The 26,487-nt window shown below is 71.2% G+C and carries 26 protein-coding genes; 14 read left to right on the top strand and 12 right to left on the bottom strand.

Translation table 11 applies throughout. From position 1 onward, the window contains the following. Window positions 1–960 carry a deoxyribose-phosphate aldolase gene (gene deoC, locus RKD20_RS16655; RefSeq protein WP_424883235.1) on the bottom strand — a complete coding sequence of 320 codons (960 nt, stop codon included), beginning with the start codon at window positions 958–960 and terminating at the stop codon, window positions 1–3. A gap of 110 nt (window positions 961–1,070) precedes the next feature. On the opposite strand from deoC, the gene RKD20_RS16650 reads away from it, so the two are divergent. Next, a complete protein-coding gene (locus RKD20_RS16650; RefSeq protein WP_424878415.1) occupies window positions 1,071–1,742 on the top strand; it encodes a PH domain-containing protein in 672 nt (223 codons plus the stop codon). Window positions 1,743–2,038: 296 nt separating this feature from the next. On the opposite strand, the gene RKD20_RS16645 is transcribed toward RKD20_RS16650, so the two are convergent. The 3 genes from RKD20_RS16645 to RKD20_RS16635 all read right to left on the bottom strand — a co-directional run bounded on the left by RKD20_RS16645 (window position 2,039) and on the right by RKD20_RS16635 (window position 5,496). Continuing rightward, window positions 2,039–3,670, bottom strand: a complete 1,632-nt coding sequence (locus tag RKD20_RS16645; RefSeq protein WP_424878414.1) for a phospho-sugar mutase — start codon at window positions 3,668–3,670, stop codon at window positions 2,039–2,041. 448 nt (window positions 3,671–4,118) lie between these two features. Continuing rightward, window positions 4,119–4,943, bottom strand: a complete 825-nt coding sequence (locus tag RKD20_RS16640; RefSeq protein ID WP_424878413.1) for a purine-nucleoside phosphorylase — start codon at window positions 4,941–4,943, stop codon at window positions 4,119–4,121. Window positions 4,944–5,058: 115 nt separating this feature from the next. Then, window positions 5,059–5,496, bottom strand: a complete 438-nt coding sequence (locus RKD20_RS16635) for a gamma-glutamylcyclotransferase (RefSeq protein WP_020118510.1) — start codon at window positions 5,494–5,496, stop codon at window positions 5,059–5,061. Window positions 5,497–5,592: 96 nt separating this feature from the next. Between RKD20_RS16635 and RKD20_RS16630 the strand changes: the two genes are divergently transcribed. From RKD20_RS16630 to RKD20_RS16615, 4 genes are all read left to right on the top strand, one after another. Then, a complete protein-coding gene (locus RKD20_RS16630) occupies window positions 5,593–7,041 on the top strand; it encodes an NAD(P)H-quinone dehydrogenase (RefSeq protein WP_020118509.1) in 1,449 nt (482 codons plus the stop codon). A 166-nt stretch (window positions 7,042–7,207) separates the two neighbouring features. Beyond that, window positions 7,208–8,170, top strand: coding sequence for a DeoR/GlpR family DNA-binding transcription regulator (locus RKD20_RS16625; RefSeq protein WP_424878412.1), 963 nt, complete (start codon window positions 7,208–7,210; stop codon window positions 8,168–8,170). Between the two features lie 115 nt (window positions 8,171–8,285). Then, entirely contained in the window at window positions 8,286–8,510 is a 225-nt protein-coding gene (locus RKD20_RS16620) for a hypothetical protein (protein ID WP_424878411.1), read from the top strand. Window positions 8,511–8,661: 151 nt separating this feature from the next. Beyond that, window positions 8,662–9,237: a hypothetical protein gene (locus RKD20_RS16615; RefSeq protein ID WP_424878410.1), complete on the top strand. Its 576-nt coding sequence runs from the start codon at window positions 8,662–8,664 to the stop codon at window positions 9,235–9,237. Between the two features lie 107 nt (window positions 9,238–9,344). Here RKD20_RS16615 and RKD20_RS16610 read toward each other — a convergent pair whose 3' ends face one another. Continuing rightward, window positions 9,345–11,117 (bottom strand): acetyl/propionyl/methylcrotonyl-CoA carboxylase subunit alpha, encoded by a 1,773-nt coding sequence (locus RKD20_RS16610; RefSeq protein ID WP_424878409.1) that lies wholly within the window; start codon window positions 11,115–11,117, stop codon window positions 9,345–9,347. Window positions 11,118–11,480: 363 nt separating this feature from the next. On the opposite strand from RKD20_RS16610, the gene RKD20_RS16605 reads away from it, so the two are divergent. After that, window positions 11,481–11,975 carry a hypothetical protein gene (locus tag RKD20_RS16605; protein ID WP_424878408.1) on the top strand — a complete coding sequence of 165 codons (495 nt, stop codon included), beginning with the start codon at window positions 11,481–11,483 and terminating at the stop codon, window positions 11,973–11,975. A 431-nt stretch (window positions 11,976–12,406) separates the two neighbouring features. Here RKD20_RS16605 and RKD20_RS16600 read toward each other — a convergent pair whose 3' ends face one another. Next, on the bottom strand, window positions 12,407–13,027 hold the full coding sequence (locus RKD20_RS16600; RefSeq protein WP_424878407.1) for a nucleoside triphosphate pyrophosphatase: 621 nt from the start codon (window positions 13,025–13,027) through the stop codon (window positions 12,407–12,409). Window positions 13,028–13,045: 18 nt separating this feature from the next. Beyond that, window positions 13,046–13,174, bottom strand: coding sequence for a morphogenic membrane protein MmpB (gene mmpB, locus RKD20_RS16595; protein ID WP_007384323.1), 129 nt, complete (start codon window positions 13,172–13,174; stop codon window positions 13,046–13,048). A 129-nt stretch (window positions 13,175–13,303) separates the two neighbouring features. Between mmpB and RKD20_RS16590 the strand changes: the two genes are divergently transcribed. Next, the gene (locus RKD20_RS16590) at window positions 13,304–14,416 is read left to right on the top strand and encodes an SGNH/GDSL hydrolase family protein (RefSeq protein WP_424878406.1); all 1,113 of its coding nucleotides are present in this window, start codon (window positions 13,304–13,306) and stop codon (window positions 14,414–14,416) included. Here the strand turns inward: RKD20_RS16590 and RKD20_RS16585 are convergent. Further along, entirely contained in the window at window positions 14,413–14,622 is a 210-nt protein-coding gene (locus RKD20_RS16585) for an acyl-CoA carboxylase epsilon subunit (protein ID WP_424878405.1), read from the bottom strand. The two genes, RKD20_RS16590 and RKD20_RS16585, sit on opposite strands and share 4 nt — an antisense overlap. Before the next feature lie 17 nt (window positions 14,623–14,639). After that, on the bottom strand, window positions 14,640–16,232 hold the full coding sequence (locus RKD20_RS16580) for an acyl-CoA carboxylase subunit beta (protein WP_020118500.1): 1,593 nt from the start codon (window positions 16,230–16,232) through the stop codon (window positions 14,640–14,642). Window positions 16,233–16,343: 111 nt separating this feature from the next. Here RKD20_RS16580 and RKD20_RS16575 point away from each other — a divergent pair, with 111 nt between their 5' ends. Further along, the gene (locus RKD20_RS16575; RefSeq protein WP_424878404.1) at window positions 16,344–17,207 is read left to right on the top strand and encodes a biotin--[acetyl-CoA-carboxylase] ligase; all 864 of its coding nucleotides are present in this window, start codon (window positions 16,344–16,346) and stop codon (window positions 17,205–17,207) included. 151 nt (window positions 17,208–17,358) lie between these two features. After that, window positions 17,359–18,453, top strand: coding sequence for an adenylate/guanylate cyclase domain-containing protein (locus tag RKD20_RS16570; RefSeq protein ID WP_424878403.1), 1,095 nt, complete (start codon window positions 17,359–17,361; stop codon window positions 18,451–18,453). Here RKD20_RS16570 and RKD20_RS16565 read toward each other — a convergent pair. Beyond that, the gene (locus tag RKD20_RS16565) at window positions 18,450–19,097 is read right to left on the bottom strand and encodes a hypothetical protein (protein ID WP_424878402.1); all 648 of its coding nucleotides are present in this window, start codon (window positions 19,095–19,097) and stop codon (window positions 18,450–18,452) included. The genes RKD20_RS16570 and RKD20_RS16565 overlap by 4 nt on opposite strands. A gap of 201 nt (window positions 19,098–19,298) precedes the next feature. Between RKD20_RS16565 and RKD20_RS16560 the strand changes: the two genes are divergently transcribed. From RKD20_RS16560 to hutH, 3 genes are all read left to right on the top strand, one after another. Further along, on the top strand, window positions 19,299–20,099 hold the full coding sequence (locus RKD20_RS16560) for an enoyl-CoA hydratase/isomerase family protein (RefSeq protein WP_028807830.1): 801 nt from the start codon (window positions 19,299–19,301) through the stop codon (window positions 20,097–20,099). Between the two features lie 500 nt (window positions 20,100–20,599). Then, window positions 20,600–21,748, top strand: coding sequence for a diguanylate cyclase domain-containing protein (locus RKD20_RS16555; RefSeq protein ID WP_424878401.1), 1,149 nt, complete (start codon window positions 20,600–20,602; stop codon window positions 21,746–21,748). Between the two features lie 80 nt (window positions 21,749–21,828). Next, window positions 21,829–23,367: a histidine ammonia-lyase gene (hutH, locus tag RKD20_RS16550; protein ID WP_424883234.1), complete on the top strand. Its 1,539-nt coding sequence runs from the start codon at window positions 21,829–21,831 to the stop codon at window positions 23,365–23,367. A gap of 43 nt (window positions 23,368–23,410) precedes the next feature. On the opposite strand, the gene RKD20_RS16545 is transcribed toward hutH, so the two are convergent. Together RKD20_RS16545 and RKD20_RS16540 are read right to left on the bottom strand one after the other, a co-directional pair. Further along, window positions 23,411–24,169: a hypothetical protein gene (locus tag RKD20_RS16545; protein WP_424878400.1), complete on the bottom strand. Its 759-nt coding sequence runs from the start codon at window positions 24,167–24,169 to the stop codon at window positions 23,411–23,413. A gap of 42 nt (window positions 24,170–24,211) precedes the next feature. Next, window positions 24,212–24,493, bottom strand: coding sequence for an LPXTG cell wall anchor domain-containing protein (locus tag RKD20_RS16540; protein WP_266568632.1), 282 nt, complete (start codon window positions 24,491–24,493; stop codon window positions 24,212–24,214). 130 nt (window positions 24,494–24,623) lie between these two features. Between RKD20_RS16540 and RKD20_RS16535 the strand changes: the two genes are divergently transcribed. Then, entirely contained in the window at window positions 24,624–24,968 is a 345-nt protein-coding gene (locus RKD20_RS16535) for a hypothetical protein (RefSeq protein WP_424878399.1), read from the top strand. A 203-nt stretch (window positions 24,969–25,171) separates the two neighbouring features. Then, window positions 25,172–26,437 (top strand): L,D-transpeptidase, encoded by a 1,266-nt coding sequence (locus RKD20_RS16530; protein WP_424878398.1) that lies wholly within the window; start codon window positions 25,172–25,174, stop codon window positions 26,435–26,437. Window positions 26,438–26,487: the final 50 nt, after the last annotated feature.

The raw sequence follows: 26,487 nt of genomic DNA, 5'->3' as shown, positions 1-26,487 counted from the left end.
TCAGTCCACCGTCACGTAGTCGGGGCCGGAGTAGCGGCCGGTGGCCAGCTTCTGACGCTGCATCAGCAGGTCGTTCAGGAGCGAGGAGGCGCCGAAGCGGAACCAGTGGTTGTCCAGCCAGTCCTCGCCGACGGTCTCGTTGACCAGTACGAGAAATTTGACCGCGTCCTTGGTCGTCCTGATACCGCCCGCCGGCTTCACGCCCACCTGCACGCCGGTCTGGGCGCGGAAGTCGCGCACCGCCTCCAGCATCAGCAGGGTGTTCGCGGGAGTGGCGTTGACCGCGACCTTGCCGGTGGACGTCTTGATGAAGTCCGCGCCCGCCAGCATGCCGAGCCAGCTCGCCCGGCGGATGTTGTCGTACGTCGACAGCTCGCCGGTCTCGAAGATGACCTTGAGGCGGGCGGCCGTACCGCAGACCTCGCGCACGGCGACGATCTCGTCGTACACCTTCAGGTAGTGGCCCGCGAGGAACGCCCCGCGGTCGATGACCATGTCGACCTCGTCGGCACCGGCGGCCACGGCGTCGCGCACATCGGCCAGCTTCACGTCGAGGGCGGCGCGGCCGGCCGGGAAGGCGGTGGCGACCGAGGCGACCTTCACGCCGGAACCGGCGACGGCCTCCTTGGCGACGGCCACCATGTCGGGATAGACGCAGACCGCGGCCGCGGCGGGGGTGGTCCGGTCGGTCGGGTCGGGGCGGACCGCCTTGGCGCCGAGCGCCCGGACCTTGCCCGGGGTGTCCGCGCCTTCCAGCGTCGTCAGGTCGACCATCGAGATGGCGAGGTCGATGGCGTACGCCTTCGCGGTCGTCTTGATGGAACGCGTACCGAGCGAGGCGGCACGCGCCTCCAGGCCGACCGCGTCCACGCCGGGGAGCCCGTGAAGGAACCGGCGCAGACTGCTGTCGGACGCGGTCACGTCCGTGAGCGGGTGTGCGGCTGATGCAGTGGTGGGCATGGTCACCAGACGAGCATATCTACGCGCGTAGCGGCTGTACACCCCGGAGAACGGGTTCCGAGGGCACCCGCGCACGGGCGCTAAGCCGGACGGAGCTTAGGATCGGCCTCATGACGACCGCACCCCCCGAGTCCAGGGACCGCACCTACCGCTCGCCCATGGCGCTGATCGGCGGTTTCCTCCTCCTCGTCATCATCGGCTGGCTCGGCATCGACGCCGTCGTCTCCGGTACCGGCCGCACACCGTGGCTCGCGCTCGCCCTCCTGATCCTCGTCGTACCGCTGGTGATCGCCTTCACCCTGCGCCCGGCCGTCTTCGCGAACGACGACCGGCTGCGCGTCCGCAATCCCTTCCGCGTGATCGTGGTGCCGTGGGGACAGGTCGAGATGTTCCGCTCGGGCTACTCGAACGAGGTGTTCGTCGAGTCCGGCACCAAGTACCAGCTGTGGGCGATCCCGGTCTCCCTGCGCGGCCGCAAGAAGGCGGCGCGGCAGACGGCCCGGCAGGCGGCCCGGCCGTCCGACGCCCGCCGCTCCGGCAGGGGCCTCGGCCTGTTCGGCGGCGGCATGGAGGCGGACGGCTTCGGCGGCCATACGTCCGTCCCGGAGGGGCCCACCCGGGCCGAGACCGACAAGATCATGGACGAACTGCGCGAGATCCTGGAGGCCCGGGGGAAGGCGAAGACCTCTCAGGGCGAGGTTTCCGTGCGGTGGGCGTACGAGATCATGGGGCCGGCGGTGGCGGGCGCGGTGCTTCTGGCGATCCTGGTGGCGGTGGGGTAACGCTTTCCGGGCTTACAGGGCTTACAGGGCTTACAGGGCTTACAGGGCTTACAGGGCTTACAGGGCTTACAGGGCTTACAGGGCTTACAGGGCTTACAGGGCTTACAGGGCTTTACGGGGTGCCGTCGTTGTCGTGGGTGCCGTGATGTGGGGCCCGGGTGAATCTCGGTTACGGCGGGCTTGGACGGAGAGGGGCGGCCCGGGCGGGGCCGCCCCTCGGCTCAGCTGCCTGGGGTCGTTGCTGAACGGTTCCGGTTCCGGTGCCGGTCGCGGCCGGTGGGCTCGGCTGCCGGGCGTCAGATGCCGGCTGCCGCCGACAGGTCCCGCTTGATGGCGGTCAGCAGGTCCGTCGCCCTGGCGCGGGCCGCCGGGAGGTCGGCGTGGGTGGCCACCGGGACGACCACTTCCAGGTAGCACTTCAGCTTGGGCTCGGTGCCGCTCGGGCGGACGATGACCCGCGCGCCGTCCAGCGTGTAGCGCAGGCCGTCGGTGGGCGGGAGCTTGTCCGTGCCGCGCGTGAGGTCCTCGGCCTTCGTGATGGCCAGGCCCGCGAGCTCGGTCGGCGGGTGCTCGCGGAGCTGCTCCATCGCCCGGGCGATGACCGACAGGTCCTCCACGCGCACCGAGAGCTGGTCCGTGGCGTGCAGGCCGTGGGTCACGGCGAGGTCGTCGAGGAGGTCGGGGAGCGTGCGGTTCTGTTCCTTCAGCTCGGAGGCGAGCTCCGTGATGAGGAGGGCCGCGGTGATGCCGTCCTTGTCCCGTACGCCCTCGGGGTCCACGCAGTAGCCGAGGGCCTCCTCGTAGCCGTAGCGCAGGCCCTCCACGCGGGCGATCCACTTGAAGCCGGTGAGGGTCTCCTCGTAGGGCAGGCCCGCCTTCTCGGCGATCCGGCCGAGGAGGGAGGAGGAGACGATCGACTCGGCGAAGGTGCCGCGCACTCCGCGGGTCACCAGGTGGGCGGCGAGGAGGGCGCCCACCTCGTCGCCCCGCAGCATGCGCCAGCCGCCGGCTTCCTTGACGGCCACCGCACAGCGGTCCGCGTCGGGGTCGTTCGCGATGATCAGGTCCGGGTCCGTCTCCCCGGCCTTCGCGAAGGCCAGGTCCATCGCGCCGGGCTCCTCCGGGTTGGGGAAGGCGACGGTCGGGAAGTCGGGGTCGGGCTCCGCCTGTTCTGCGACGAGTTCGGGGGCGGGGAAGCCGGCGCGGGCGAAGGCGGCGAGGAGGGTGTCCTTGCCGACTCCGTGCATCGCCGTGTAGACCGTGCGGGCCGTGCGGGGGGAGTTCTCGGCGAGTACGGCGTCCGTGCGGGCGAGGTAGGCGTCCAGGACGCTGTCGTCGAGGGTCTCCCAGCCGGTGTCGGGGCGGGGGACGTCGTGGAGGGAGCGGACGGCGGCGATCTCGGCGGCGATCTCCGCGTCGGCGGGCGGGACGATCTGGGAGCCGTCGCCCAGGTAGACCTTGTAGCCGTTGTCGCGGGGCGGGTTGTGGCTGGCGGTGACCTCCACGCCGGCCACCGCGCCGAGGTGCCTTATCGCGTACGCGAGGACGGGGGTGGGGAGGGGGCGGGGGAGGACCGCCGCGTTGAGGCCCGCGCCGGTCATCACGGCCGCGGTGTCGCGCGCGAAGTCCTCGGACTTGTGGCGGGCGTCGTAGCCGATGACCACGAGGCCGTCGGTGCTGCCGTTCTTCTTGAGGTACGCGGCGAGGCCGGCGGCGGCTCGGATGACGACCGCGCGGTTCATGCGCATCGGTCCTGCGCCGAGTTCGCCGCGGAGGCCGGCGGTGCCGAACTGGAGGGTGCCGGCGAAGCGGGCGGTGAGTTCGGTGACGTCTCCGGCCTCGATGAGCTTGGCGAGCTCGTCGCGGGTGTCCGGGTCGGGGTCCTCGGCGAGCCAGGTCCTGGCCCGGGCGATGAGATCGTCTTGCACGGTTGCCTCCGGCGGTTGGGCGGTGTCTTGTGCGGGTTCGGTGGGGGCGGGCGTTTTGCGCCCACGCGGCGGAGCCGCGTATGGACACGGTCCCGCGCCCCTGGATGCCTGCGGCGCAGCTGCGGGTCCGGTGGGGGCTTGTGTAGCGCGTGCGGTTTGGTGGGTGGGTCGGGGCCGGGGTGGGGGGTATCCGTCCTCGGTCCGGCGGCTCGGCTGCTTTAACAGGGCTCGGTAACGGACGCCGGCCGCTGCGGGCGGACACCCCCCACCCCGTCCCCTGCCCGCCGTACGCGGCCAACGGCCCATCGTGGCGTACGCGAGGGCTTGCGGTCCGTCGTGGCGCAGGTCGGCTGCAACTCCTCAGGGGCGCGGGGAACTGCGCGACCAGCCACAACTCACCCGCACCCGCCCGACAACCGACCCCGGCACCCCCCGACGCCGCGTCCTCTCAGATCCGGCCGAGCACCTGCGCCAGCAGCGAACCCATCCGGGTCGCGCTGTCACGGCCCGCCTGGAGGACCTCCTCGTGGTTCAGCGGCTCGCCCGTCATGCCCGCGGCGAGGTTCGTCACCAGGGAGATGCCCAGGATCTCCGCACCCGCCTCGCGCGCGGCGATCGCTTCGAGGACCGTCGACATGCCCACCAGGTCCGCGCCGATGACGCGGGCCATGCGGATCTCGGCCGGGGTCTCGTAGTGCGGGCCGGGGAACTGGGCGTAGACGCCCTCCTCCAGGGTGGGGTCGATCTCCTTGCACAGGGCGCGCAGGCGGGGGGAGTAGAGGTCGGTCAGGTCGACGAAGTTCGCGCCGATGATCGGGGAGGTCGCCGTGAGGTTGATGTGGTCGCTGATCAGGACCGGCTGGCCGGGGCGCATGCCCTCGCGGAGGCCGCCGCAGCCGTTGGTGAGGACGATCGTCTTGCAGCCGGCCGCGACCGCGGTGCGCACGCCGTGGGCCACGGCCGCGACACCGCGGCCCTCGTAGTAGTGCGTGCGGCCGAGGAAGACCAGGGCCCGCTTCGCACCGATCCCGTACGAGCGGATCTTGCCGCCGTGTCCCTCCACCGCCGGCGGCGGGAAACCGGGCAGCTCGGTGACCTGGAACTCGGCGTCGGGGGCGCCGAGGGCATCCACGGCCGGTGCCCAGCCGGAGCCCATCACGAGGGCGACGTCATGGGTCTCGGCGCCGGTCAGTTCGCGCAGGCGCGCGGCGGCGGCGTCGGCGGCGGCGTGGGGGTCGCCCTGGATGTCGTCCGGAAGAAGAGATGCGTTCACGCGGATGAGGGTAGCCGGTCCGGGCCTACGCGCGTAGATGCCAGAGCTGACGGGATGGCGATCGTTGTGTTGTCGTTTCCGGCCAACCGGGTCACGGATGACGTGTGCGGACGGCTCAGCAGGGGCGTTTGCGGAGTTCCATGACGTAGTCGTGGGGTGCGCCCGCGGACTCCGCCGCGTCCGCGATCTCTCCCAGGTAGCGGGCGGAGGGCAGACCGCCCTCGTAGCCGTTCAGGACGTACGTCCAGGCGTGCTCCTCGCCCTCCAGGGTGTGGACGCGCATGCGCGTGCGCCGGTAGATGTCCAGGCCGACGCCTTCCCAGCGGTCCATCGACTCGTCGTCGGCGGGGGCGATCTCGTAGAGCGCGACGAAGACCTGGCAGAGGGGGTCCTCGACGATCGTCGCCAGGGCGCCTTCCCAGCCCATGTGCTCACCGCCGAAGGTCAGCCGCCAGCCGTTCAGCCACCCCGTGGCGCGCATCGGCGAGTGCGGGGCGCGGCGGGTCATCAGCCGCGCGTCGAGGTTGCCGGCGTAAGCGGCGTAGAGCGACATGCGTCGAGGGTACGGCAGCCTTCCCCGGTGTCTCTCCCGTAACAGTGGCGTCTCGGGGTGCCCCCCAGGCCGTGGCACCCCCGGTCGTGCGGGACAATGGAGTACGTGACTCGGATCGTGATCATCGGTGGCGGACCCGGCGGATACGAGGCGGCCCTGGTGGCCGCCCAGCTCGGCGCGGAGGTGACCGTCGTCGACTGCGACGGTCTGGGCGGAGCGTCGGTGCTGACCGACTGCGTGCCGTCGAAGACTCTTATCGCTACGGCCGAGGTCATGACGACCTTCGATTCGTCGTACGAGGAGTTGGGGATCATCGTCGCCGATGACACTCCACCTCTGGAGCAGGCCGCCCGGGTGGTGGGCGTGGACCTGGGCAAGGTCAACCGGCGTGTGAAGCGGCTGGCCCTTGCTCAGTCGCATGACATCACCGCCTCTGTGACGCGTGCCGGTGCCCGGGTGCTGCGGGGGCGTGGCCGGCTCGAAGGCATGCAGGCGCTCGACGGGTCGCGGAAGGTCGTCGTGCGGGCCGCCGACGGGAGCGAGGAGACGCTCGTCGCGGACGCCGTGCTGATCGCCACGGGCGGGCATCCCCGTGAGCTTGCCGACGCCCAGCCCGACGGTGAGCGCATCCTCAACTGGACCCAGGTCTACGACCTCACCGAGCTGCCCGAAGAGCTCATCGTGGTCGGCTCCGGTGTCACCGGTGCCGAGTTCGCCGGTGCCTACCAGGCGCTCGGGTCCAAGGTGACGCTCGTCTCGTCCCGGGACCGGGTGCTGCCCGGGGAGGACCCGGACGCGGCTGCCGTGCTGGAGGACGTCTTCCGGCGCCGGGGCATGAACGTCATGGCGCGCTCCCGTGCCCAGTCCGCCAAGCGGGTCGGGGACCGGGTGGAGGTCACGCTGGCGGACGGGCGGGTCATCACCGGGTCGCACTGTCTGATGGCCGTCGGCGCCATCCCCAACAGCGCCGGGATGGGGCTGGAGGAAGCGGGCGTCAAGCTGCGCGAGTCCGGGCACATCTGGACCGACAAGGTGTCCCGGACGACGGCTCCTGGCGTCTATGCCGCCGGTGACGTGACCGGGGTGTTCGCGCTCGCCTCCGTCGCCGCCATGCAGGGGCGTATCGCCATGTACCACTTCCTCGGGGACGCGGTGGCGCCGCTGAACCTGAAGACGGTCTCCTCCAACGTCTTCACCGACCCCGAGATCGCCACCGTGGGCTACTCGCAGTCCGACGTGGACGGCGGGAAGATCGACGCCCGGGTCGTGAAGCTGCCGTTGCTCAGGAATCCGCGCGCCAAGATGCAGGGCATCCGCGACGGCTTCGTCAAGATCTTCTGCCGCCCCGGCACCGGGATCGTCGTCGGCGGTGTCGTCGTGGCGCCCCGCGCCTCGGAACTGATCCATCCCATCTCGATCGCGGTCGACAACAATCTGACGGTCGAACAGATCGCGAACGCGTTCACCGTTTACCCCTCCCTGTCGGGCTCGATCGCCGAGGTCGCGCGGCAGTTGCACACGCGCAAGGAGACCGGCGGAGCCTGACGGCCGAAAGCGATTCCTGCCTGGTCACAGGGAGTCGTCGACCATTCGTGCGGCATAGGCGGGGAGATTAGGCCCTATACCACTCCCCGTCCTACTGTGCGAACAACTTCGGTAATTCGGCGCATACTGCTGAAACCAGACGGTCGTTGGGGTTACTGTCAGTTTCGTGTTCGCTGCAGAACGTCGCCAATTGATCCTCGAAATGGTGCGAGCCAATGGGGCCGTGTCGCTCCGTGAGCTCGCCCGCGTCGTCCAGACCTCCGAAGTGACCGTACGGCGGGACGTGCGCGCACTGGAGGCAGAAGGACTCCTCGACCGCCGGCATGGCGGTGCGGTATTGCCGGGCGGGTTCACGCGGGAGTCCGGCTTTCCGCAGAAATCGCATCTCGCGACCGCCGAGAAGACGGCCATCGCCGATCTCGCCGCGGGTCTCGTCGAAGAAGGCGAGGCCATTGTGGTGGGGGCGGGTACCACCACACAGGAGTTGGCACGCCGGCTCGCCCGGGTTCCCGGGCTGACCGTCGTGACCAATTCCCTGCTGGTGGCCCAGGCACTCGCCCATGCCAACCGGGTGGAGGTCGTGATGACCGGCGGCACCCTGCGCGGTTCCAACTACGCCCTGGTGGGATCGGGGGCGGAACAGTCGCTCCAGGGACTCAGGGTCTCGCGGGCCTTCCTCTCCGGGAGCGGGCTCACCGCCGAGCGCGGTCTGTCCACGTCCAACATGCTGTCGGCGTCCGTGGACCGGGCGCTGGTGCAGGCCGCCGCGGAGGTCGTGGTCCTCGCCGACCACACCAAGCTCGGCACCGACACCATGTTCCAGACCGTGCCCACGGACCTCATCACCCACCTGGTCACCGACGAGCCCCCGGCCCACGACGACCGGGCCGGTACGGAACTGCAGGCGCTCGCCGACCAGGGGGTGCAGATCGCCGTGGCCGGCGCGTCGGGAGCGCCGGGGGGTGATCAGGTCCCGGCGCGGCAGCAACAGCGCCGGGACGTGCCGGTGCCGGGCCCCCGCCGCGGCCAGCTCCCGTCGGCGGGACCTGGTCTCCGCACGGCCACGGCCCTGGGCGACCCCGGCCAGGGTGCGGAGCGGGCCCGGGTGGCCGATCTGCGTCGCCGCTGAGCCCCGTTCGACGGGGACGACGACGATGCCTCCGGGCGGCTCGGCACGGGGATGGGGATGGGCGGAGTCGGGGGAGGCGGGACAGTCGTGGTCGCTCCGCGGGGCGTGGGGCCCGATGCCGAGGTCATGGCCGGCCGAGCGCTACCGCGCGGAGGTCGGCACGTCCGACTACGCCCTCCTCGCCCGGCTCGCCGTCGAGCAGCGCATCTTCTGCGGCCAGACCGCGATCACCAACGAGGCCGCGACCCGCGGTGCGCCCAGGATGCGCCGCCACCCCCGGCGCCCCAGCTCACCTCGCTTTTTCGCGCGCCCCCGTCGGCCCTCCGCCCAACCCCGGTAATCCGTCCGGGACGCTTCCCGTAATGGCGGGAAGCCGTAGGTTCTTCCCAAGGGGGCGCCAAGTCCTCAAAGGGAAATCTCTGGCGAGAGCGGCGCCGGGAGAGTGGCATGGAGATCAGCGGGGCGGACGCGCGTCGTGTCCGGCGGGCCTCGTGGCGCCGTACGACACGGACGCCTCCAGCAAGGAGATCGCCCGGGACATCGCCGCGCACCAAGGAGCCACGGAACTGTCCGTGTGGCTGTGGACGGTGGGCACCGTGCTGTTCCCGCCGGGCCTGGTCGGCGTGGCGCTGCTCGCCGTGTCCCACTCGGCCCGGCTGGGACTGTGGGGCGCGGTCCTCTTCGGCACCGGGCTGATCGCGATCGACACCACCCCGAACCGCGACGTCGTCGCGCTCGGGGGCTTCGCCAAGGGCGTGAGCCAGGACTCCCTGGTGCGGGTGGCCGACAGGGTCAACGCACTCGCCGTGGTGAACGGCCCGATCCTCTACTTCGTCGCCGCCCACGTCCTCGGCGCGATCCTGCTGGGTGTCGCCCTGCTGCGCGGTCGAGCGGTGCCGGCCTGGGCCGCCTGGCTGCTGATCCTGTCCATGCCGCTCAACGTCGTCGGCTACGTGATCGGCATCGCGCCCCTGACCGCGCTGTCGTTCGCCATGGCGGCCGTCGCCTTCGCCTGGGCCGGTCGCGCGCTCGTGCGCCACGGCATGGGCTGGGCGCGGACCGCGTAGGACCACCGTCTCGGGGGACGGGAAGAACGAGGCGCCCCGCGGACCGACTGCTCCGGTCCGCGGGGCGCCTCGGGATGCCGTAAGGGCAAAGGGCGTACGAGGTGCGGTCAGTCCTTGATCTCGCAGATCGCCGCGCCCGAGGTGATCGATGCGCCGACCTCCGCGGCCAGCCCCTTGATGGTGCCGGACCTGTGCGCGTTGAGAGGCTGCTCCATCTTCATGGCTTCGAGGACGACGATCAGGTCGCCCTCCTTCACCTCCTGGCCCTCCTCGACGGCGATCTTGACGATCGTGCCCTGCATCGGGGAGGCGAGGGTGTCGCCGGAGGCCGCGGGGCCGGACTTCTTGGCCGCGCGGCGCTTGGGCTTGGCACCGGCGGCGAGGCCGGTACGGGCCAGGGACATGCCGAGGGAGGACGGGAGGGAGACCTCCAGGCGCTTGCCACCCACCTCGACGACGATCGTCTCGCGGTCCGCGTCGTCCTCGGCCTCGGTGTCGGTCGGGGCCGCGAAGGGCTTGATCTCGTTGACGAACTCGGTCTCGATCCAGCGGGTGTGGACCGTGAACGGGGCGCTGGAGCCGGTCAGTTCGGGGGCGAACGCCGGGTCCCTGACGACCGCGCGGTGGAAGGGGATGGCGGTGGCCATGCCCTCGACCTGGAACTCGTCCAGGGCACGGGCGGCACGCTGGAGGGCCTGCTCGCGGGTGGCGCCGGTGACGATCAGCTTGGCCAGCAGGGAGTCCCAGGCCGGGCCGATGACCGAGCCGGCCTCGACGCCCGCGTCCAGGCGGATGCCGGGGCCGGAGGGCGCCTCGAACTTGGTGACGGTGCCGGGGGCGGGCAGGAAGTTACGGCCCGGGTCCTCGCCGTTGATGCGGAACTCGAAGGAGTGGCCGCGCAGTTCGGGATCGCCGTAACCCAGCTCCTCGCCGTCGGCGATGCGGAACATCTCGCGCACCAGGTCGATGCCGGCGACCTCCTCGGTGACCGGGTGCTCGACCTGGAGGCGGGTGTTGACCTCCAGGAAGGAGATGGTGCCGTCCTGGCCGACGAGGAACTCGCAGGTGCCGGCGCCCTCGTAGGAGGCTTCCTTCAGGATCGCCTTGGAAGCCCGGTACAGCTCGGCGACCTGCTCGTCGGAGAGGAAGGGCGCGGGGGCCTCCTCGACCAGCTTCTGGTGGCGGCGCTGGAGGGAGCAGTCACGGGTGGAGACGACGACCACGTTGCCGTGCTTGTCGGCCAGGCACTGGGTCTCCACGTGCCGGGGGCGGTCCAGGTAGCGCTCGACGAAGCACTCGCCGCGGCCGAAGGCGGCCACCGCCTCGCGCACCGCGGAGTCGTACAGCTCGGGGACCTCTTCGAGCGTGCGGGCGACCTTCAGGCCGCGGCCGCCGCCGCCGAAGGCGGCCTTGATGGCGATGGGCAGGCCGTGTTCCTCGGCGAACGCCACGACCTCGTCGGCGCCGGAGACCGGGTCGGCGGTGCCCGCCACCAGGGGGGCGCCGGCGCGCTGGGCGATGTGCCGGGCGGCGACCTTGTCACCCAGGTCGCGGATGGCCTGCGGGGGCGGGCCGATCCAGATCAGGCCCGCGTCCAGGACCGCCTGCGCGAACTCGGCGTTCTCGGAGAGGAAGCCGTACCCGGGATGGATGGCGTCCGCGCCCGACTCACGCGCGGCGCCCAGGACCTTCTCGATGTCCAGGTAACTGGTGGCCGGGGTGTCACCGCCCAGAGCGAACGCCTCATCCGCGGCGCGGACATGCAGAGCGTCCCGGTCCGGGTCGGCGTACACGGCCACGCTCGCGATACCGGCATCCCGGCAGGCCCGGGCAACGCGGACAGCGATTTCGCCACGGTTGGCGATGAGCACCTTGCGCACGATTGAGGCTCCCTCCTTGAAACAAGCCGAGTTTAGGGACTGCCGACACGGCTCTTCGACCCGTCCCCTGTGGTGACCTTCCCCACACGGAGCGTGATGCGAGCTTGCACGACCCGCGAAATCCCTTGTCGCACCGCGGTACGCAGGACTCCTCCCGGAAACCCTAGCCCTCCTCTGTGGCCAAGGTCTCTGTGAGAGCGTGCTGCGGACCACTCCGATTCTTTGTGGAGTCCCTACGAATGGCCCAATGATTCTTTGCCCGCGGCCGAACCCTTGTCCCGCGGTTTACCCGTTAGTAGCGTTCGCGCTGTACTGAAGGTACTTCGGGTAACAACAGCATGGCTCGAAAGTGGGTGGGGCCCGGTGATACGCAGGCCGGTGGCGTGGCTCGTGGCGGTCGTGCTCTTCGCCGAGGCGCTCGGCGTGGCGATGCTCAACTGGATCATGGGTGAGCTTGTCGACGCGCAGAACATGTCGTTGGCCGGGTTGGACCCGGACGCGATGTCGATGTCCTCGAAGATCGGCGGGGTCGTCTTCGGTCTCTACTTCGCGCTGTGCGCGTTGGTCGCCCTGCTGGTGGCGATACGCGACCGACAGCCCGCCGGGCTGGGCCGAGTCCTGCTGATCAGCGCCGCCGTGGTGCACGGAGTACTGGGCGCGGTCGCCTGGGCCCTGATCGGCTGGCACCAGTTCCTCTTCATGGTCGTGATGCTCGCCCTGATCGTGCTCGTACTGGTGACCTACGACGAACGGCGAGGCCCGGTCGCTGCGGGGCCGCAGGACGCGAAGGGTCCGAACGGCCCCGAGGAGGTCGGCGGTTCGCCGCTCACGCCTCCGGCGGCGCCCACCACTCCGTGATGCAGACGCCCGGACTGTTCGGGAGTGCGGGTTGAGGTCGGTCCCATCCGGGTCCTGAGCGCGGTGGCCGAGAGTGCCGGGAGAAGGTCCGCGGCTCGCCGCTCATGCCTCCGTCGGCGGTCACGGCTCCGTGACGCTGATGTGCGGGTCGGCCGGCAGGCGGCGCGTCACCGACTCCCCGGGAGGGCGACGGTTCCCCGCTCGCGCCTCCGTCGGTGCCCGCAACTCCCTGGTGTGGATGCCCGGGCTGGGGAGGTTGAGGTCGGTCGCGTCCTGGCCGTGAACGTGGTGGCCGAGGGTGCCGCTTGGTCGGAGGGGGCCCCGGGGGGAGTCGGTGGCTCGCCGCTCATGCCTCCGTCGGCGGTCGCGTCCGCGTGTTGAGAGCGGTGCCCGAGGGAGCCGGAGGCCCCGGGGAGTGGGTGGCTCGTCGCTCACGCCTCCGCCGGCGCCCACAGCTCCGTGATGCCGATGTGCAGGTTGGCCAGCAGGCGGCGCAGGAGGGGCAGGCTGAGGCCGATCACGTTGCCGTGGTCGCCGTCGATGCCCTCGATGAAGGGGGCCGAAAGGCCGTCCAGGGTGAACGCCCCCGCGACGTGGAGGGGTTCGCCGGAGGCGACGTACGCGGCGATCTCGTCGTCGGTCGGCTCGCCGAAGCGGACGACGGTGGAGGCGACCGCCGAGACGTACCGGCCGCTCGTCGTGTCGTAGACGCAGTGGCCGGTCTGCAGGGTGCCCGCGCGCCCGCGCATGGCCTTCCAACGGGCCGTCGCCTCCTCGGCGTCGGCCGGTTTGCCCAGGGCCTCGCCGTCCAGGTCGAGCACCGAGTCGCAGCCGATCACCAGCGCACCCTTGACCTCGGGCTTCGCGGCCACGACGGAGGCCTTCGCCTCGGCGAGGGCGAGCGCCAGTTCGGCGGGGGTGGGGGCGGTGACGGCGTCCTCGTCGACCCCGCTCACGAGTACCTCGGGAGTGAGGCCGGCCTGTCGCAGCAGGCCCAGCCGGGCGGGGGACTGGGAGGCGAGCACGAGTCGGCGGCGCGGCTGTTCGGTCATGCGGTCAGCGTAGTCCGATCAGCGCAGCCCGATCACGATCATCGCGAGCACCATGGCCAGGGCCAGGAAGATGCTCAGTCGCCGAAGCATGTCCTGCATGTCGCGCAGTTCCTTCGGCGGTTCGTTGTCAGGGTCGGACCACAGCATGGTTTCCAGCGTGCGGCGATTTCACGGAGGGCGCCTGAGTACGCGTACTCAACTTCTTCAAACGGTACTGTGGTTCCATTAGTGGTCTGAGTTTGTGAGCCCATGAGTCCGTGAAGAGGGGTACGTGTCGTGTTCACCACCGCTTGGTCCGCCTCGCCTCAGCTCCCCGCCGAAGGCTTCACCCCCAACTGGTCCCGCGAGGGCTTCTGGCGGCAGTCCGTGCGCCAGGTCGTCCGGCTCTCGGCGGGAGGGGAGCGGGTACGGATCCGGCTGTCCCACGCCTACGGCACCTCGCCGGTCCGTCTCGCGGGTGCGACAGTCGGCCGTACGGCCGCGGGGGCGGCCGTGGAGCCCGGATCGCTGCGCAGGCTCACGCTCCCGCTCGAGATCCCCGCCCGGGGTTCCCTGCTGAGCGAGCCGGTCGAACTCGCCGTGGCGGCCGGGGAGTCGGTGACGGTCACGCTGTACTTCGACGCGGCGACCGGGCCCGCGACCTTCCACGCGCAGGCATTCACCGCCGGCTACCGGGGAGAGGGGGATCTGCTCGGTGACACGGGTGGGGACGGGTTCGACACGGTGAGCGAGTCCTGGTACTTCCTGGCCGCCGTCGAGACGGACGCGGGGCGCACGGACGGGATCGCGCTGTTCGGGGACTCCGTCACGGACGGGTTCGGTTCCACGGTGGGGGCGGACCGGCGGTGGTCCGACGCGCTGGCCCGGCTCACCGGTCGGCCCGTGCTCAACGCCGGGATCGGGGGGAACCTGCTGCTCAACGACTCCGCGTGGTACGGGGAGAAGGGGGTGGGCCGGTTCCGGCGGGATGTGCTGGGCCTGGCCGGCGTGGACACGGTCGTCGTGCTGCTGGGGCTCAACGACATCGGCTTCAGCGAGACCGACCAACAGCCGACGTACAAGCCCGCGCCGGTGGTGGAGGCGGCCGAACTCATCGTCGGGCACCGGGAGTTGATACGGCAGGCGCGGGGGCTGCGGGTGATCGGGTGCACCTTGCTGCCGTTCGGCGGCTCGGACCACTGGGGTGAGCACGCGGCGAAGGTCTCGCACGAGGTGAACGAGTGGGTGCGCTGCTCCGGCGAGTACGACGCGGTGGTGGACCTCGCGCGGGAGCTGGCCGGTCCGCAGGATCCGGACCGGCTGCATCCGTCGTACGACTTCGGCGATCACCTGCACCCGAACGATCTCGGGTACGAGGTGATGGCCGAGGCGCTGTCAGCCGTCCTCTAGGCCGGCCAGTACGTGCGGGACCAGGCCGTCGGCCCCGGCTGGGGCAGGCGGCGGCCCGCGATGCGGGACGGGTCGGACCACGCGGCCTTGGTCTCCTCCGCGCCGGACGGCGTGTTCGTCGCCGCCGCGGCGCGGGCCCGGACCACCGCCAGGGCGGCGGCAAGCTCCTCCGGGGTGGGGTTTCCGCGTACGACCTTGATGTTCATGACGGCTCCCGGCAGGGCTAGAGGGGGATGTTGCCGTGCTTCTTCGGAGGCAGGGACTCGCGCTTGGTGCGCAGCTGTCGCAGGCCCCTGACCACGTGGCGGCGGGTGTCCGACGGCATGATCACGGAGTCGATGTAACCGCGCTCGGCCGCGATGTAGGGGTTGAGGAGGGCGTCCTCGTACTCCTGGATCAGCCGCGCCCGGGTCGCCTCCAGGTCTCCGGCGGCCTCGGCCTCCGCGATCGTGCGGCGGTGCAGGATGTTGACCGCGCCCTGGGCGCCCATGACGGCGATCTGGGCGGTGGGCCAGGCGAGGTTGATGTCCGCGCCGAGGTGCTTGGAGCCCATGACGTCGTAGGCGCCGCCGAAGGCCTTGCGGGTGATCACCGTGATCAGGGGGACCGTGGCCTCGGCGTAGGCGTAGATCAGCTTGGCGCCGCGGCGGATGATGCCGTCGTGCTCCTGGTCGACGCCCGGGAGGAAGCCGGGGACGTCCACGAAGGTGATGACCGGGATGTTGAAGGCGTCGCAGGTGCGGACGAAGCGGGCCGCCTTCTCGGACGCGGTGATGTCGAGGCAGCCGGCGAACTGCATCGGCTGGTTGGCGACGATGCCGACCGGGTGGCCCTCGACCCGGCCGTACCCGGTGAGGATGTTCGGCGCGTACAGCGGCTGCGTCTCGAAGAACTCGGCGTCGTCCAGGATGTGCTCGATCACCGTGTGCATGTCGTACGGCTGGTTCGCGCTGTCCGGGACCAGCGTGTCCAGCTCGCGGTCCTCGTCGGTGATCGCGAGGTCCGCCTCCTCCGGGTAGACCGGCGGCTCGGACAGGTTGTTGGAGGGCAGGTACGACAGCAGCTGCTTGACGTACTCGACGGCGTCCTTCTCGTCCCCGGCCATGTGATGGGCCACGCCGGACACCGCGTTGTGGGTGCGGGCGCCGCCCAGCTCCTCGAAGCCGACGTCCTCGCCGGTGACCGTCTTGATGACGTCGGGCCCGGTGATGAACATGTGGGAGGTCTGGTCGACCATGACCGTGAAGTCGGTGATCGCCGGGGAGTACACGGCTCCACCGGCGCACGGCCCGACGACCAGGCTGATCTGCGGGATGACACCGCTCGCGTGGGTGTTGCGGCGGAAGATCTCGCCGTAGGCGCCCAGCGAGGCCACACCCTCCTGGATGCGTGCGCCGCCGGAGTCGTTGATGCCGATGACCGGACAGCCGGTCTTCAGCGCGAAGTCCATCACCTTGACGATCTTCTGGCCGTAGACCTCGCCCAGCGCACCGCCGAACACGGTGAAGTCCTGGGAGAACACGGCGACGGGGCGGCCGTCGACGGTGCCGTACCCGGTGACGACTCCGTCGCCGTACGGACGGTTCTTCTCCAGGCCGAAGTTGGTGGAGCGGTGCCGGGCGAACTCGTCCAGCTCGACGAAGGAGCCCTCGTCGAGGAGGAGTTCGATGCGCTCGCGGGCCGTCAGCTTGCCCTTGGCGTGCTGTTTCTCGACGGCGCGTGCGGAGCCGGCGTGCGTCGCCTCGTCAATACGACGCTGGAGATCCGCGAGCTTGCCCGCGGTGGTGTGGATGTCGATCTCTTCCGGCTCGGACATCGGTCTCGCGGCTCCCTGCCTGCTCAAAAGGGGGGACGGTTACTCATCCGTAGAGTAGTGGTGCCCCTACGAATCAGCAGTGCGGCGTTTCACACACCTAGGGTGGCTTGCATGACGCCGCGAGATGTTTCAGGAGACGACAGTCGTTGGTCGGACCTCGACCGGCCGCCCCTCAACGCCGCCGCGCTGCGCCGCGGGCTGGTGCGGGAGGGCGGGCTCTGGTCGGGGATCGAGGTGGTGGCCGGCACCGGCTCCACCAACTCCGACCTGGTCGCCCGCGCCGCCGCGGGCAAGGCGACCGAGGGCGCGGTCCTCGTCGCCGAGGAGCAGACGGCGGGGCGGGGCCGACTGGACCGCCAGTGGTCCGCTCCGGCCCGCTCCGGCCTCTTCTTCTCGGTCCTGCTGAACCCGGCTGACGTCCCGGTCGCCCGCTGGGGCTGGCTGCCGCTGCTCACGGGGGTGGCGGTGGCGACGGGCCTGTCGCGGGCGGCGGGTGTCGACACGGCCCTGAAGTGGCCCAACGACCTCCTGGTGACCGTGGGCGGCGAGGAACGCAAGGCGGGCGGAATCCTCGCGGAGCGGGCCGCCGGGGACGGTGTCGTCGTGGGCGTGGGCATCAACGTCACGCTGCGGGAGGACGAGCTGCCCGTCCCCACCGCGGGCTCGCTGGCGCTGGCCGGAGCGGTGAGCACCGACCGGGACCCCCTGCTGCGGGCCGTCCTGCGCTCCCTGGAGGAGTGGTACGAGCGCTGGCGCGCGGCGGCGGGGGATCCGACGGTGAGCGGACTCCAGGAGACGTATGCGGCTGGGTGCGCGACGCTGGGAAGACGGGTACGGGCGGAGCTGCCGGGAGATCGTTCGCTGGTGGGCGAGGCGGTGGCCGTCGACGGCGACGGCCGCTTGGTGATCGCGACGGAGGAGGGCGTGCAGGAACCGGTGGGCGCGGGAGACATCGTCCACCTGCGACCGGCGTGAGCTCCAGCCCCTCGGGGGCGCGGGGCGTGACATCAGCGGCTCCGCAGCGGGGTGCGACCGGCCCCCTCCTCCGGGAGTGAGCTACCGCACACCTGCCGTACAGTTGAGGCCGGTCGATACCTGACCGTGACAGATCGGAAGGGCAGCAGGCGTGACCGCAGACGACACGGGCTCCGGCGCGGACGTGCCCCCGCACCCGCTCGCCGTGCGTCTCGAACAGCTCATCCTCGGCGCCGAGCGGCGCTACACCCCCTTTCAGGCGGCCCGCACCGCCGGCGTCTCCATGGAGCTGGCCACCCGCTTCTGGCGGGCGATGGGCTTCGCCGACGTCGGCCAGGCCAAGGCGTTCACCGAGGCGGACGTCCTCGCGCTGCGCCGGCTCGCGGGTCTCGTCGAGGCGGGGCTGCTGAGCGAGGCCATGGCCGTACAGGTGGCGCGGTCCACCGGGCAGACCACCGCCCGGCTCGCCGAGTGGCAGATCGACTCCTTCCTGGAGGGCCTGACCGACCCCCCGGAACCGGGCATGACGCGCACCGAGGTGACGTACCCGATCATCGAGCTGCTCCTGCCCGAGCTGGAGGAGTTCCTGGTCTACGTCTGGCGCCGCCAGCTCTCGGCCTCGGCGGGGCGGGTCGTGCAGGCCGCCGACGACGAGGAGATGGTCGACCGGCGGCTGTGCGTCGGCTTCGCCGACCTCGTCGGGTTCACCCGGCTGACCCGCCGTATGGAGGAGGAGGAGCTCGGCGAACTCGTCGAGGCCTTCGAGACCACCGCCGCGGATCTCGTGGCGGCGCGGGGCGGGCGGCTCATCAAGACCCTCGGCGACGAGGTTCTGTTCGCTGCCGACGACGCGGCCGTCGCCGCCGAGATCGCGCTGCGCCTGATCGAGACCATGGCGAACGACGAGACCATGCCCGAGCTGCGCGTCGGCATCGCCTTCGGCACGGTGACCACCCGTATGGGCGATGTCTTCGGCACGACGGTGAACCTCGCCTCCCGGCTGACCTCGATAGCTCCCCGGGACGCCGTCCTCGTCGACAGCGCCTTCGCCGAGGAGCTGATCCGGCACGGCGAGGCGCCCGCCTCCGAGGCGGAGGCGGCCGAGGCCGCGGCCACCGCCGAGAAGGAGGGCGAGGAGCCGCCGACCTACCGCTTCGCGCTCCAGCCGATGTGGCAGCGGCCGGTGCGTGGCCTCGGCGTCGTCGAGCCCTGGCTGCTGACCCGCAGGGACGTGCCCCCTTCCTAGGCACCCTGCCGCACGCACAGACCGATGACCGGCACGCACAGGCCCGGCGCGGGCTGTGCCGAGTGCGTGGGCCGGGGCGTGGGTGTCGAGGCCGGCGGAGGAGTGGTCCGGGCCGGTTGCGGGGCGGGGGTCGTCGCCGGGGCGTGGGGCCCGGTGGTCGCCGTGGGGGCCGGCGCCTCGGCCCGGTCGTTCGGTGCGTCCGGGATCGTCGTGGGAGCCGCCGCGAGGGGCAGGGGTACGGCGGTCGCGGACCCTGCCTGGGGCCGGGCCTGGGCCGGGGCCAAAGAGGTGCCCGGTGCGGGGGGCGCGGTGATCCCGCCCATCGCCGCGGGCGACGACGGGCTCGTCCGGGGGAGTGAACCGACGGTCGCGGCGGCGTTCGTCGCGCGGTCCGTGCCGGTGCCGGGGTCGATGTCCGTGTCCGCTCCTGGGGCGGCCTGCGGGTCCGTCTCCGTCGCGCCGAAGCCGCCCACTCCCGCGTCCGGGGTCAGCCGTACGAGGCTCAGGGCGCCCGCGGCCAGGGCGAGGCCGCCCGCGGCGAGCAGGACCTTGCGGGGGCGGGGCTTGCGGTGGCGGCCGCGCGGTCCGAACAGGCGGGTACCGCCGTCCTCCGCCAGTCCTGTCGTCGTCATCGTCGCCGTCATGCTTCCTCCCCTGGGTGCCTGCGCCCCCTGTGCGCCATGGCGGGGCGCACGTTATGCGCTGCCGTGAGCGGTGGGTGGGGAGTTGGGCGGGATGTCACTCGAACGGGGTGTCGGGTGACTTGGGCGGGAACCTTTCGCGGTGGGGACCGGGCTGCGATGATCGGAGCGTTCTTGTTAACCCACGTTAACCGGGAGGGTGTCATGGGCGAGGAGCGGTTCGGGGAGTTCGTGCTGGTGAGGCGGCACGAGGAGGGGGAAGTCGCCGAGTTGGTCCTCGACCGGCCCAAGGCGATGAACGCGGTCTCCACGGAGATGGCGCGGTCCGTCGCCGCCGCCTGTTCCGCGCTGGGGGGTGACGGGACGGTACGGGTTGTCGTGCTGACCTCCACGCATGAGCGGGCCTTCTGTGTGGGGGCCGATCTGAAGGAGCGGAACTCCTTCAGTGACGCGGATCTGCTGCGGCAGCGGCCGGTGTCCCGGGGGGCGTACACGGGGGTGCTGGAGCTGCCCGTGCCCACGATCGCCGCGGTGCACGGGTTCGCGCTGGGCGGGGGGTTCGAGATGGCGCTGTCGTGCGATCTGATCGTGGCCGACCGTACGGCGGTGGTGGGGTTGCCGGAGGTGTCGGTGGGGGTGATCCCCGGGGGCGGGGGGACGCAGTTGCTGCCGCGGCGGGTGGGGGCGGCCCGGGCCGCGGAGCTGATCTTCACGGCGCGGCGGGTGGAGGCGGAGGAGGCGCATCGGCTGGGGCTGGTGGATCAGCTGGTGGAGGCTGGGGAGGACCGGGCGGAGGCGCTGTCGCTGGCGGCTCGTATCGCCGCGAACTCGCCGGTGGGGCTGCGGGCGGCGAAGCGTGCGCTGCGGCTCGGGCAGGGTCTGGATCTGCGGGCCGGGCTGGAGGTGGAGGACGCGGCGTGGCGGGCGGTGGCGTTCTCGGGGGACCGGGCGGAGGGGGTGGCGGCGTTCAATGAGCGGCGGGTGGCTCGGTGGCCTGGGCAGTGACGGTTGCCTCCGGCGGTTGGGCGGGGTCTTGTGCGGGTGCGGGTGCGGGTGCGGGTGCGGGTGCGGGTGTGTGGGGGCGGGCGTTTTGCGCAGTTCCCCGCGCCCCTGATGCCTGCGGCGCAGCTGCGGGTTCGGTGGGGGCTTGTGTAGCGCGTGCGGTGTGGTGTGGGGTCGGGGCCGGGGTGGGGGGTGTCCGTCCTCGGTCCGGCGGCTCGGCTGCTTCAGCTGTGCTCGGTAACGGACGCCGGCCGCTGCGGGCGGACACCCCCCACCCCGTCCCCTGCCCGCCGTACGCGGCCAACGGCCCATCGCGGTGCACGTGACTGCACCCACCCAGGGGCGCGGGGAACTGCGCGACCAGCCCCCACCGGCCCGCAGTCGCCACACAACCGAACCCGGCACTCCCTAGGCGCCCCGCCCAAGCCCAGCGCAGCTGTCCGCGTGCTCGAACGGCGCAACCGCACCCCGGCACCCGCTCAAATCCTCCCTAACCTGGACTGATGGGTGAGGACATCCGGCTGGCCGCGGTCGTCGCGTTGGCTCAGGGCATGGCCGCGGCGCACGGCTCGCGGGAGGCGTGGCGGGCCGCCGCCGCTGGGGCGTGCCATGCGCTCGGGGGGAGTTTCGCCGCGTTGTCCGTGTGGGAGCGGGAGCTCGGGCGGCTCAGGGTGCTGGTGAACGTGGGGGAGCGGGCGGCCGGTGAGGAGGAGTTCCCCGAGGGGGAGGCCTACCCGGTGCACCAGTTCCCGGAGATCACCGAGTTTCTGCACGAGCGGTGGGCCGGGGGCGGCGAGCCCAACGCGTGGGTCGAGACGGCGGAGGGCCCGGCGGCCGGGGGGCGGCCCGGATATGTGCATCAGCGGGTCGCCGCGCTCCGCAGGAGGGGGCGGGGGAGCTGTGTCGTCGCCCCGATCGTGCTGAACGGGCGGGCGTGGGGCGAGCTGTATGTGGCCCGGCCCACCGGTGCCCCCGTCTTCGGGCGGGAGGACGCCGACTTCGCCACCGTCCTGGCCGCCGTCGTCGCCGCCGGGATCGCCCAGGCGGAGCGGCTGGAGGAGGCGAGACGCCTGGCGTTCACGGACGCGCTGACCGGGCTCGCCAATCGCCGTGCCGTCGACGCGCGGCTCGACGAGGCCGTCGACCGGCACAAGAGGGACGGGGTCGTCGTCAGCCTCGTGGTGTGTGACCTGAACGGGTTGAAGCGGGTCAACGACACCCGTGGGCATGCCGTGGGCGACCGGCTGCTGGAGCGCTTCGGGTCGGTGCTGTCGCTGTGCGGGGCCATGCTGCCGGGGGCTCTGGCCGCCCGCCTCGGCGGGGACGAGTTCTGTCTGCTCGCCGTCGGGCCGTCCGCCGACGACGTCGTCAGGGCCGCCGACGAGCTCTGCCGGCGGGCCGGGGAGCTGGAGCTGGGGGAGGGGGTGGCGTGCGGGGTCGCCTCCACCGCGGACCCCATCGGGCCCGTCCGGTCCGCCCGGCGGCTCTTTCGGCTCGCCGATGCCGCGCAGTACCGGGCCAAGGCCGAGCGGGCTGAACGTCCCGTCGTCGCGGGGCGGGGTGGGCCCGACGATCCCGTCGTACGGCTGGCCGACGCGGCTCCGTCGGGGCAGGCGGGTGAGCGGCGGACGTTCCGGGGTCGGCAACCCTAGGGGGCCGTACTTGTAAGGGGCGTAACCCCTGCCCAGTAGTGACATCATGGAATTCAGTGCGTACGCTCCTGAATATGGATATGCACACTGTGGTGGTGGGGACGTCCGGGGTCACCGCGTCCGACGTCCTTGCCGTGGCGCGGGACGGTGCCCGTATCGAGCTGTCCGGGGAGGCCGTCGCCGCTCTCGCCGCGGCCCGCGGGATCGTGGACGCCCTCGCGGCCAGGCCCGAGCCCGTCTACGGCGTCAGCACCGGCTTCGGTGCTCTCGCGACCCGGCACATCAGCCCGGAGCTCCGGGCCCGGCTGCAGCGCAACATCGTCCGCTCGCACGCCGCGGGAATGGGGCCGCGGGTCGAGCGGGAGGTCGTACGGGCGCTGATGTTCCTGCGGCTGAAGACCGTCTGCTCGGGGCGGACGGGCGTGCGGCCCGAGGTCGCGCAGACCATGGCCGACGTGCTCAACGCCGGGATCACGCCGGTCGTGCACGAGTACGGGTCGCTCGGCTGCTCCGGTGATCTCGCGCCGCTCTCGCACTGTGCCCTCACCCTCATGGGGGAGGGGGACGCCGAAGGGCCGGACGGGGCCGTGCGGCCGGCCGGTGAGCTGCTCGCCGAGCACGGGATCGCGCCCGTCGAACTGCGGGAGAAGGAAGGGCTCGCCCTTCTCAACGGCACCGACGGCATGCTCGGCATGCTGGTCATGGCGCTCGCCGACCTGGACATGCTCTACAAGTCCGCCGACATCACTGCCGCGTTGAGCCTTGAGGCGCTGCTCGGTACCGACAAGGTGCTCGCGCCCGAGCTGCACGCCATCCGGCCGCATCCGGGGCAGGGCGCCTCGGCCGCCAACATGCTGGCCGTGCTGGAGGGTTCGGAGCTCACGGGGCACCATCAGGACGACGCACCCCGTGTTCAGGACGCCTACTCCGTGCGCTGCGCCCCGCAGGTCGCCGGGGCCGGGCGGGACACCATGGCCCATGCCCGGCTGGTGGCGGAAAGGGAGTTGGCGTCGGCCGTCGACAACCCCGTCGTGCTGCCTGACGGCCGGGTGGAGTCCAACGGCAACTTCCACGGGGCGCCGGTGGCTTATGTGCTCGACTTCCTCGCCATCGCCGTCGCCGATCTCGCCTCGATCGCCGAGCGGCGCACCGACCGGCTGCTCGACAAGAACCGGTCCCACGGACTGCCGCCGTTCCTCGCCGACGACGCCGGCGTGGACTCCGGGCTGATGATCGCCCAGTACACGCAGGCCGCGCTGGTCAGTGAGCTGAAGCGGCTGGCCGTGCCCGCGTCCGCGGACTCGATCCCCTCGTCCGCGATGCAGGAGGACCACGTCTCGATGGGCTGGTCGGCCGCGCGCAAGCTGCGCACCGCCGTCGACAACCTCACCCGGGTCCTCGCCGTCGAGCTCTACGCCGCCTCGCGCGCCGTCGAGTTGCGCGAGGGCCTGAGCCCCGCGCCGGCGACCCAGGCCGCCATCACCGCCGTACGCAAGGCGGGTGTCGAGGGTCCCGGTCCCGACCGGTTCCTGGCGCCGGACCTCGCCGCGGCCGACGCGTTCGTGCGCGAGGGGCGGCTGGTCGAGGCCGTGGAGACGGTCACCGGGCCGTTGCGGTAGGAGAGGCGGGCCCCGCCGTGCGACGACGGCGGGGCCCGGAGCGCTACTTGAGCTTTCTCACCTGGGCGTCGAGCACCGGGAGCGGGACGGCTGACGTCCTGCCGCTCTCCATCGAGGCGAAGTCGACCGCGTAGTACGTGGAGACGACGGTGCCGACGCGTACCGCCTCCACGGTGAAGGTTCCCGTGCCCTCGCCGTCCATGTCGGCGTCCAGGACGAAGGCCACCGATTCGTCACCCTTGCCGGAGGCCCTGCCCGGGGCGACCTTGGTGATCTTCATCTTCTCGCCCTGGGCCGTGATGGCGAACCCGCCGGAGCAGGGGGCGATCCCGTCGGAGACGGCCTTGAGGGCCTTCGCCGCGCCGTCGCCCTCGTAGGAGGACAGGCCCACGCTGGTCATGGTGACGTTGAAGGAGTTCCCGACGCGCTCCTCCGATGTGACGGTGTTGCTCGCGCCCGTGTCGGTGTCGCCCGGGGGCAGGCCGGTCAGGGCGTAGGCGAGCGGGGCGCACTCGGCCTTGTCCGTCTGCAGCTCGCTCCGGGACTTCGGCAGGGTGTCGTCGCCGTCGGCGATCTTGTCCCGGGGCAGGTCGCTCTGGACGAGCAGCAGCTTCTCCAGCTCGGCCGCTCCGAGCGCCTTCGCGGCGGCCGCTGTCGGTGAGGCGGAGGCTTCCGACTGCCGGGGGCTCCCGGATGCCTTCGAGTCGTCGTCCGAGTCGGCGCCGCATCCCGTGACGAGCGCGAGCGACAGCATGCCCGCGGCCGCCTTGACACCTGTGCGCACCGTCGATGATCTCTTCATGCGCGGACTATGAAGGCCGCGTCAAGAGCACGTCAAGCCCGTTTAAAACCCCAGCCGTTCCCGTCGTACCGAATAGACGACGAAGCCCGCACCCAGCGTGAGGAAGAGGGTGCCGCCGACGACGTACGGCGTGGTGTCGAAGCTGCCGGTGTCGGCGAGACGGGTGTCGTCGACGGACGTCTCCGCGCTCGTGGTCGTGACCCGCGCCTGTGCCGTGACCTGCGGGGACGGCTCTGTTCTCGCCGGGCTGTCCTGAGTCGCGTTGGCGGACGGGACGAACCACAGGGCACCCAGCAGGGTCCCCGCGGCGGTGGCGGTCAGCAACGGACGGCGAACGGATGACACGGAATATCGATCCCCTTGTGGTGCTGGCGAATTGGCCGTGTGGGGCGATGTTAGTGAAAGGCGCGGGTCACGGGAAAGTCACGGGAGCGATGGGCTTTACGCTCCGGGCATGAGCACTGAAGAGACATCACGTTTTGTACGGCTTCGGGTGGAACTCGTCGTCGAGGTCGACGACCGGGACGCCGTCGCCCGGGCCGCGCTGGCGCGGATCGCGGAGGATCCGGACATGCCGGAGGACGAGCGGACGCATGCCGAGAGCGCTGTGACGGAAGACACTGCGGAGGCCCTCGCGTATCTCGTGGACCCGTTCGACCTGGTCGGGGAGGTGTCGGGGGTCGAACTGGCCCAGGCTTCCTGGAGCAGCGAGCACATCGACTACGACCCGGATTCGCCGGACTGGGACCTTGACGAGGATGATGTCGAGGAAGACGAGGAAGAAGAGGTCGTCGGCTGAGCGCGCTCGGGGAAATCGTGACCCCGGGTGGCAACCGCCGCCCGGGGTTTCGTCGTCTCAGGGGTCGCACGGACCGACAGACGCACCTTCCGCCACGGCGGACGTGGTGTGCCCCACACCTTCCGAGAAGGTGGAACGGGACGAACCGGTCGTAGCGTTTAGTTCCTGACGGGGACTCTCGGGATTTCTGGGATTCGGCAACGATGGAGAAGCGTGTGATGACGGTCAGTAAGCGGCGCAGGGGCCTGACGGTCGCGTCCGCTCTGCTCGGCGGGGTGCTGGTGCTCTCGGCCTGTTCCGGTGGCGACGACTCGTCGTCGGGCGGCAGCGGCGGCGACACCTCACAGGCCAAGGCCGACGAGGCGGCGGCCAAGAAGAGCTCCCAGGCCGAGATCAAGATCACACCCAAGGACGGCACGGACAACGCCTCCATCAACAACTCCGCCGCCGTCACCGTGAGCAAGGGCACGCTCACCGGCGTGACGATGACGACCACCGACGGCGCGAAGGTGGCCGGCGAGCTGTCCGCCGACAAGACCAGCTGGAAGCCCAGCACCCAGCTGGAGCGCTCCACGACCTACAAGGTCGCCGCGGAGGCCAAGGACTCCGACGGGCTCGTCGCCCACGAGAACGCCTCGTTCACGACGGTCTCCCCGGCCAACAGCTTCATAGGCAACTTCACGCCCGAGGACGGCTCGACCGTCGGCGTGGGCATGCCGGTGTCGATCAACTTCAACAAGGAGATCACCAACAAGGCGGCCGTGCAGAAGGGCATCACGGTCTCCTCCAGCAGCGGCCAGGAGGTCGTCTGCCACTGGTTCTCCACCGTCCGCATGGACTGCCGTCCCGACCAGTACTGGAAGGAGAACTCCACCGTCACGCTGAAGCTCGCGCTCGACGGTGTCGAGGGCGCCTCCGGTGTCTACGGCGTCCAGCAGAAGACGGTCACGTTCAAGATCGGCCGCAACCAGGTCTCGTACGTCGACGCCAAGACCAAGCAGATGAAGATCACGCACAACGGCGCGGTCATCAAGACCATCCCGATCTCCGCCGGTTCCCCGGAGAACAAGACGTACGAAGGCATCATGGTGATGTCCGAGAAGTTCAAGGAGACGCGCATGAACGGCGCGACCGTGGGCTTCACCGACGACGACGGCAAGGGCGAGTACGACATCAAGGACGTACCGCACGCCATCCGGCTCACCAACTCCGGCACCTTCGTGCACGGCAACTACTGGGGTGCCAAGTCCGTCTTCGGCAACGTCAACACCAGCCACGGCTGCGTGGGCCTGTCCGACACCAAGGGCGCCAACGACACCGGCACGGCGGGCTACTGGTTCTACACCAACTCCATCGTCGGTGACGTGGTGGTCGTGAAGAACACCGGCGACAAGACGGTGGCCCCGGACAACGGCCTCAACGGGTGGAACCTGAGCTGGGCGGACTGGAAGGCGGGGTCGGCGGTCTGACGGCCACTTCGACCTGAGCACAGGAGAGGCGGTCGCCCTGACGGGCGGCC

The organism is Streptomyces sp. SLBN-8D4 (assembly GCF_049739545.1).
Classification (GTDB): Bacteria; Actinomycetota; Actinomycetes; order Streptomycetales; family Streptomycetaceae; genus Streptomyces; species Streptomyces canus_C.
Note: the sequence above shows the minus strand (reverse complement) of the source record. Positions and strands in the feature narration are given on the sequence as shown.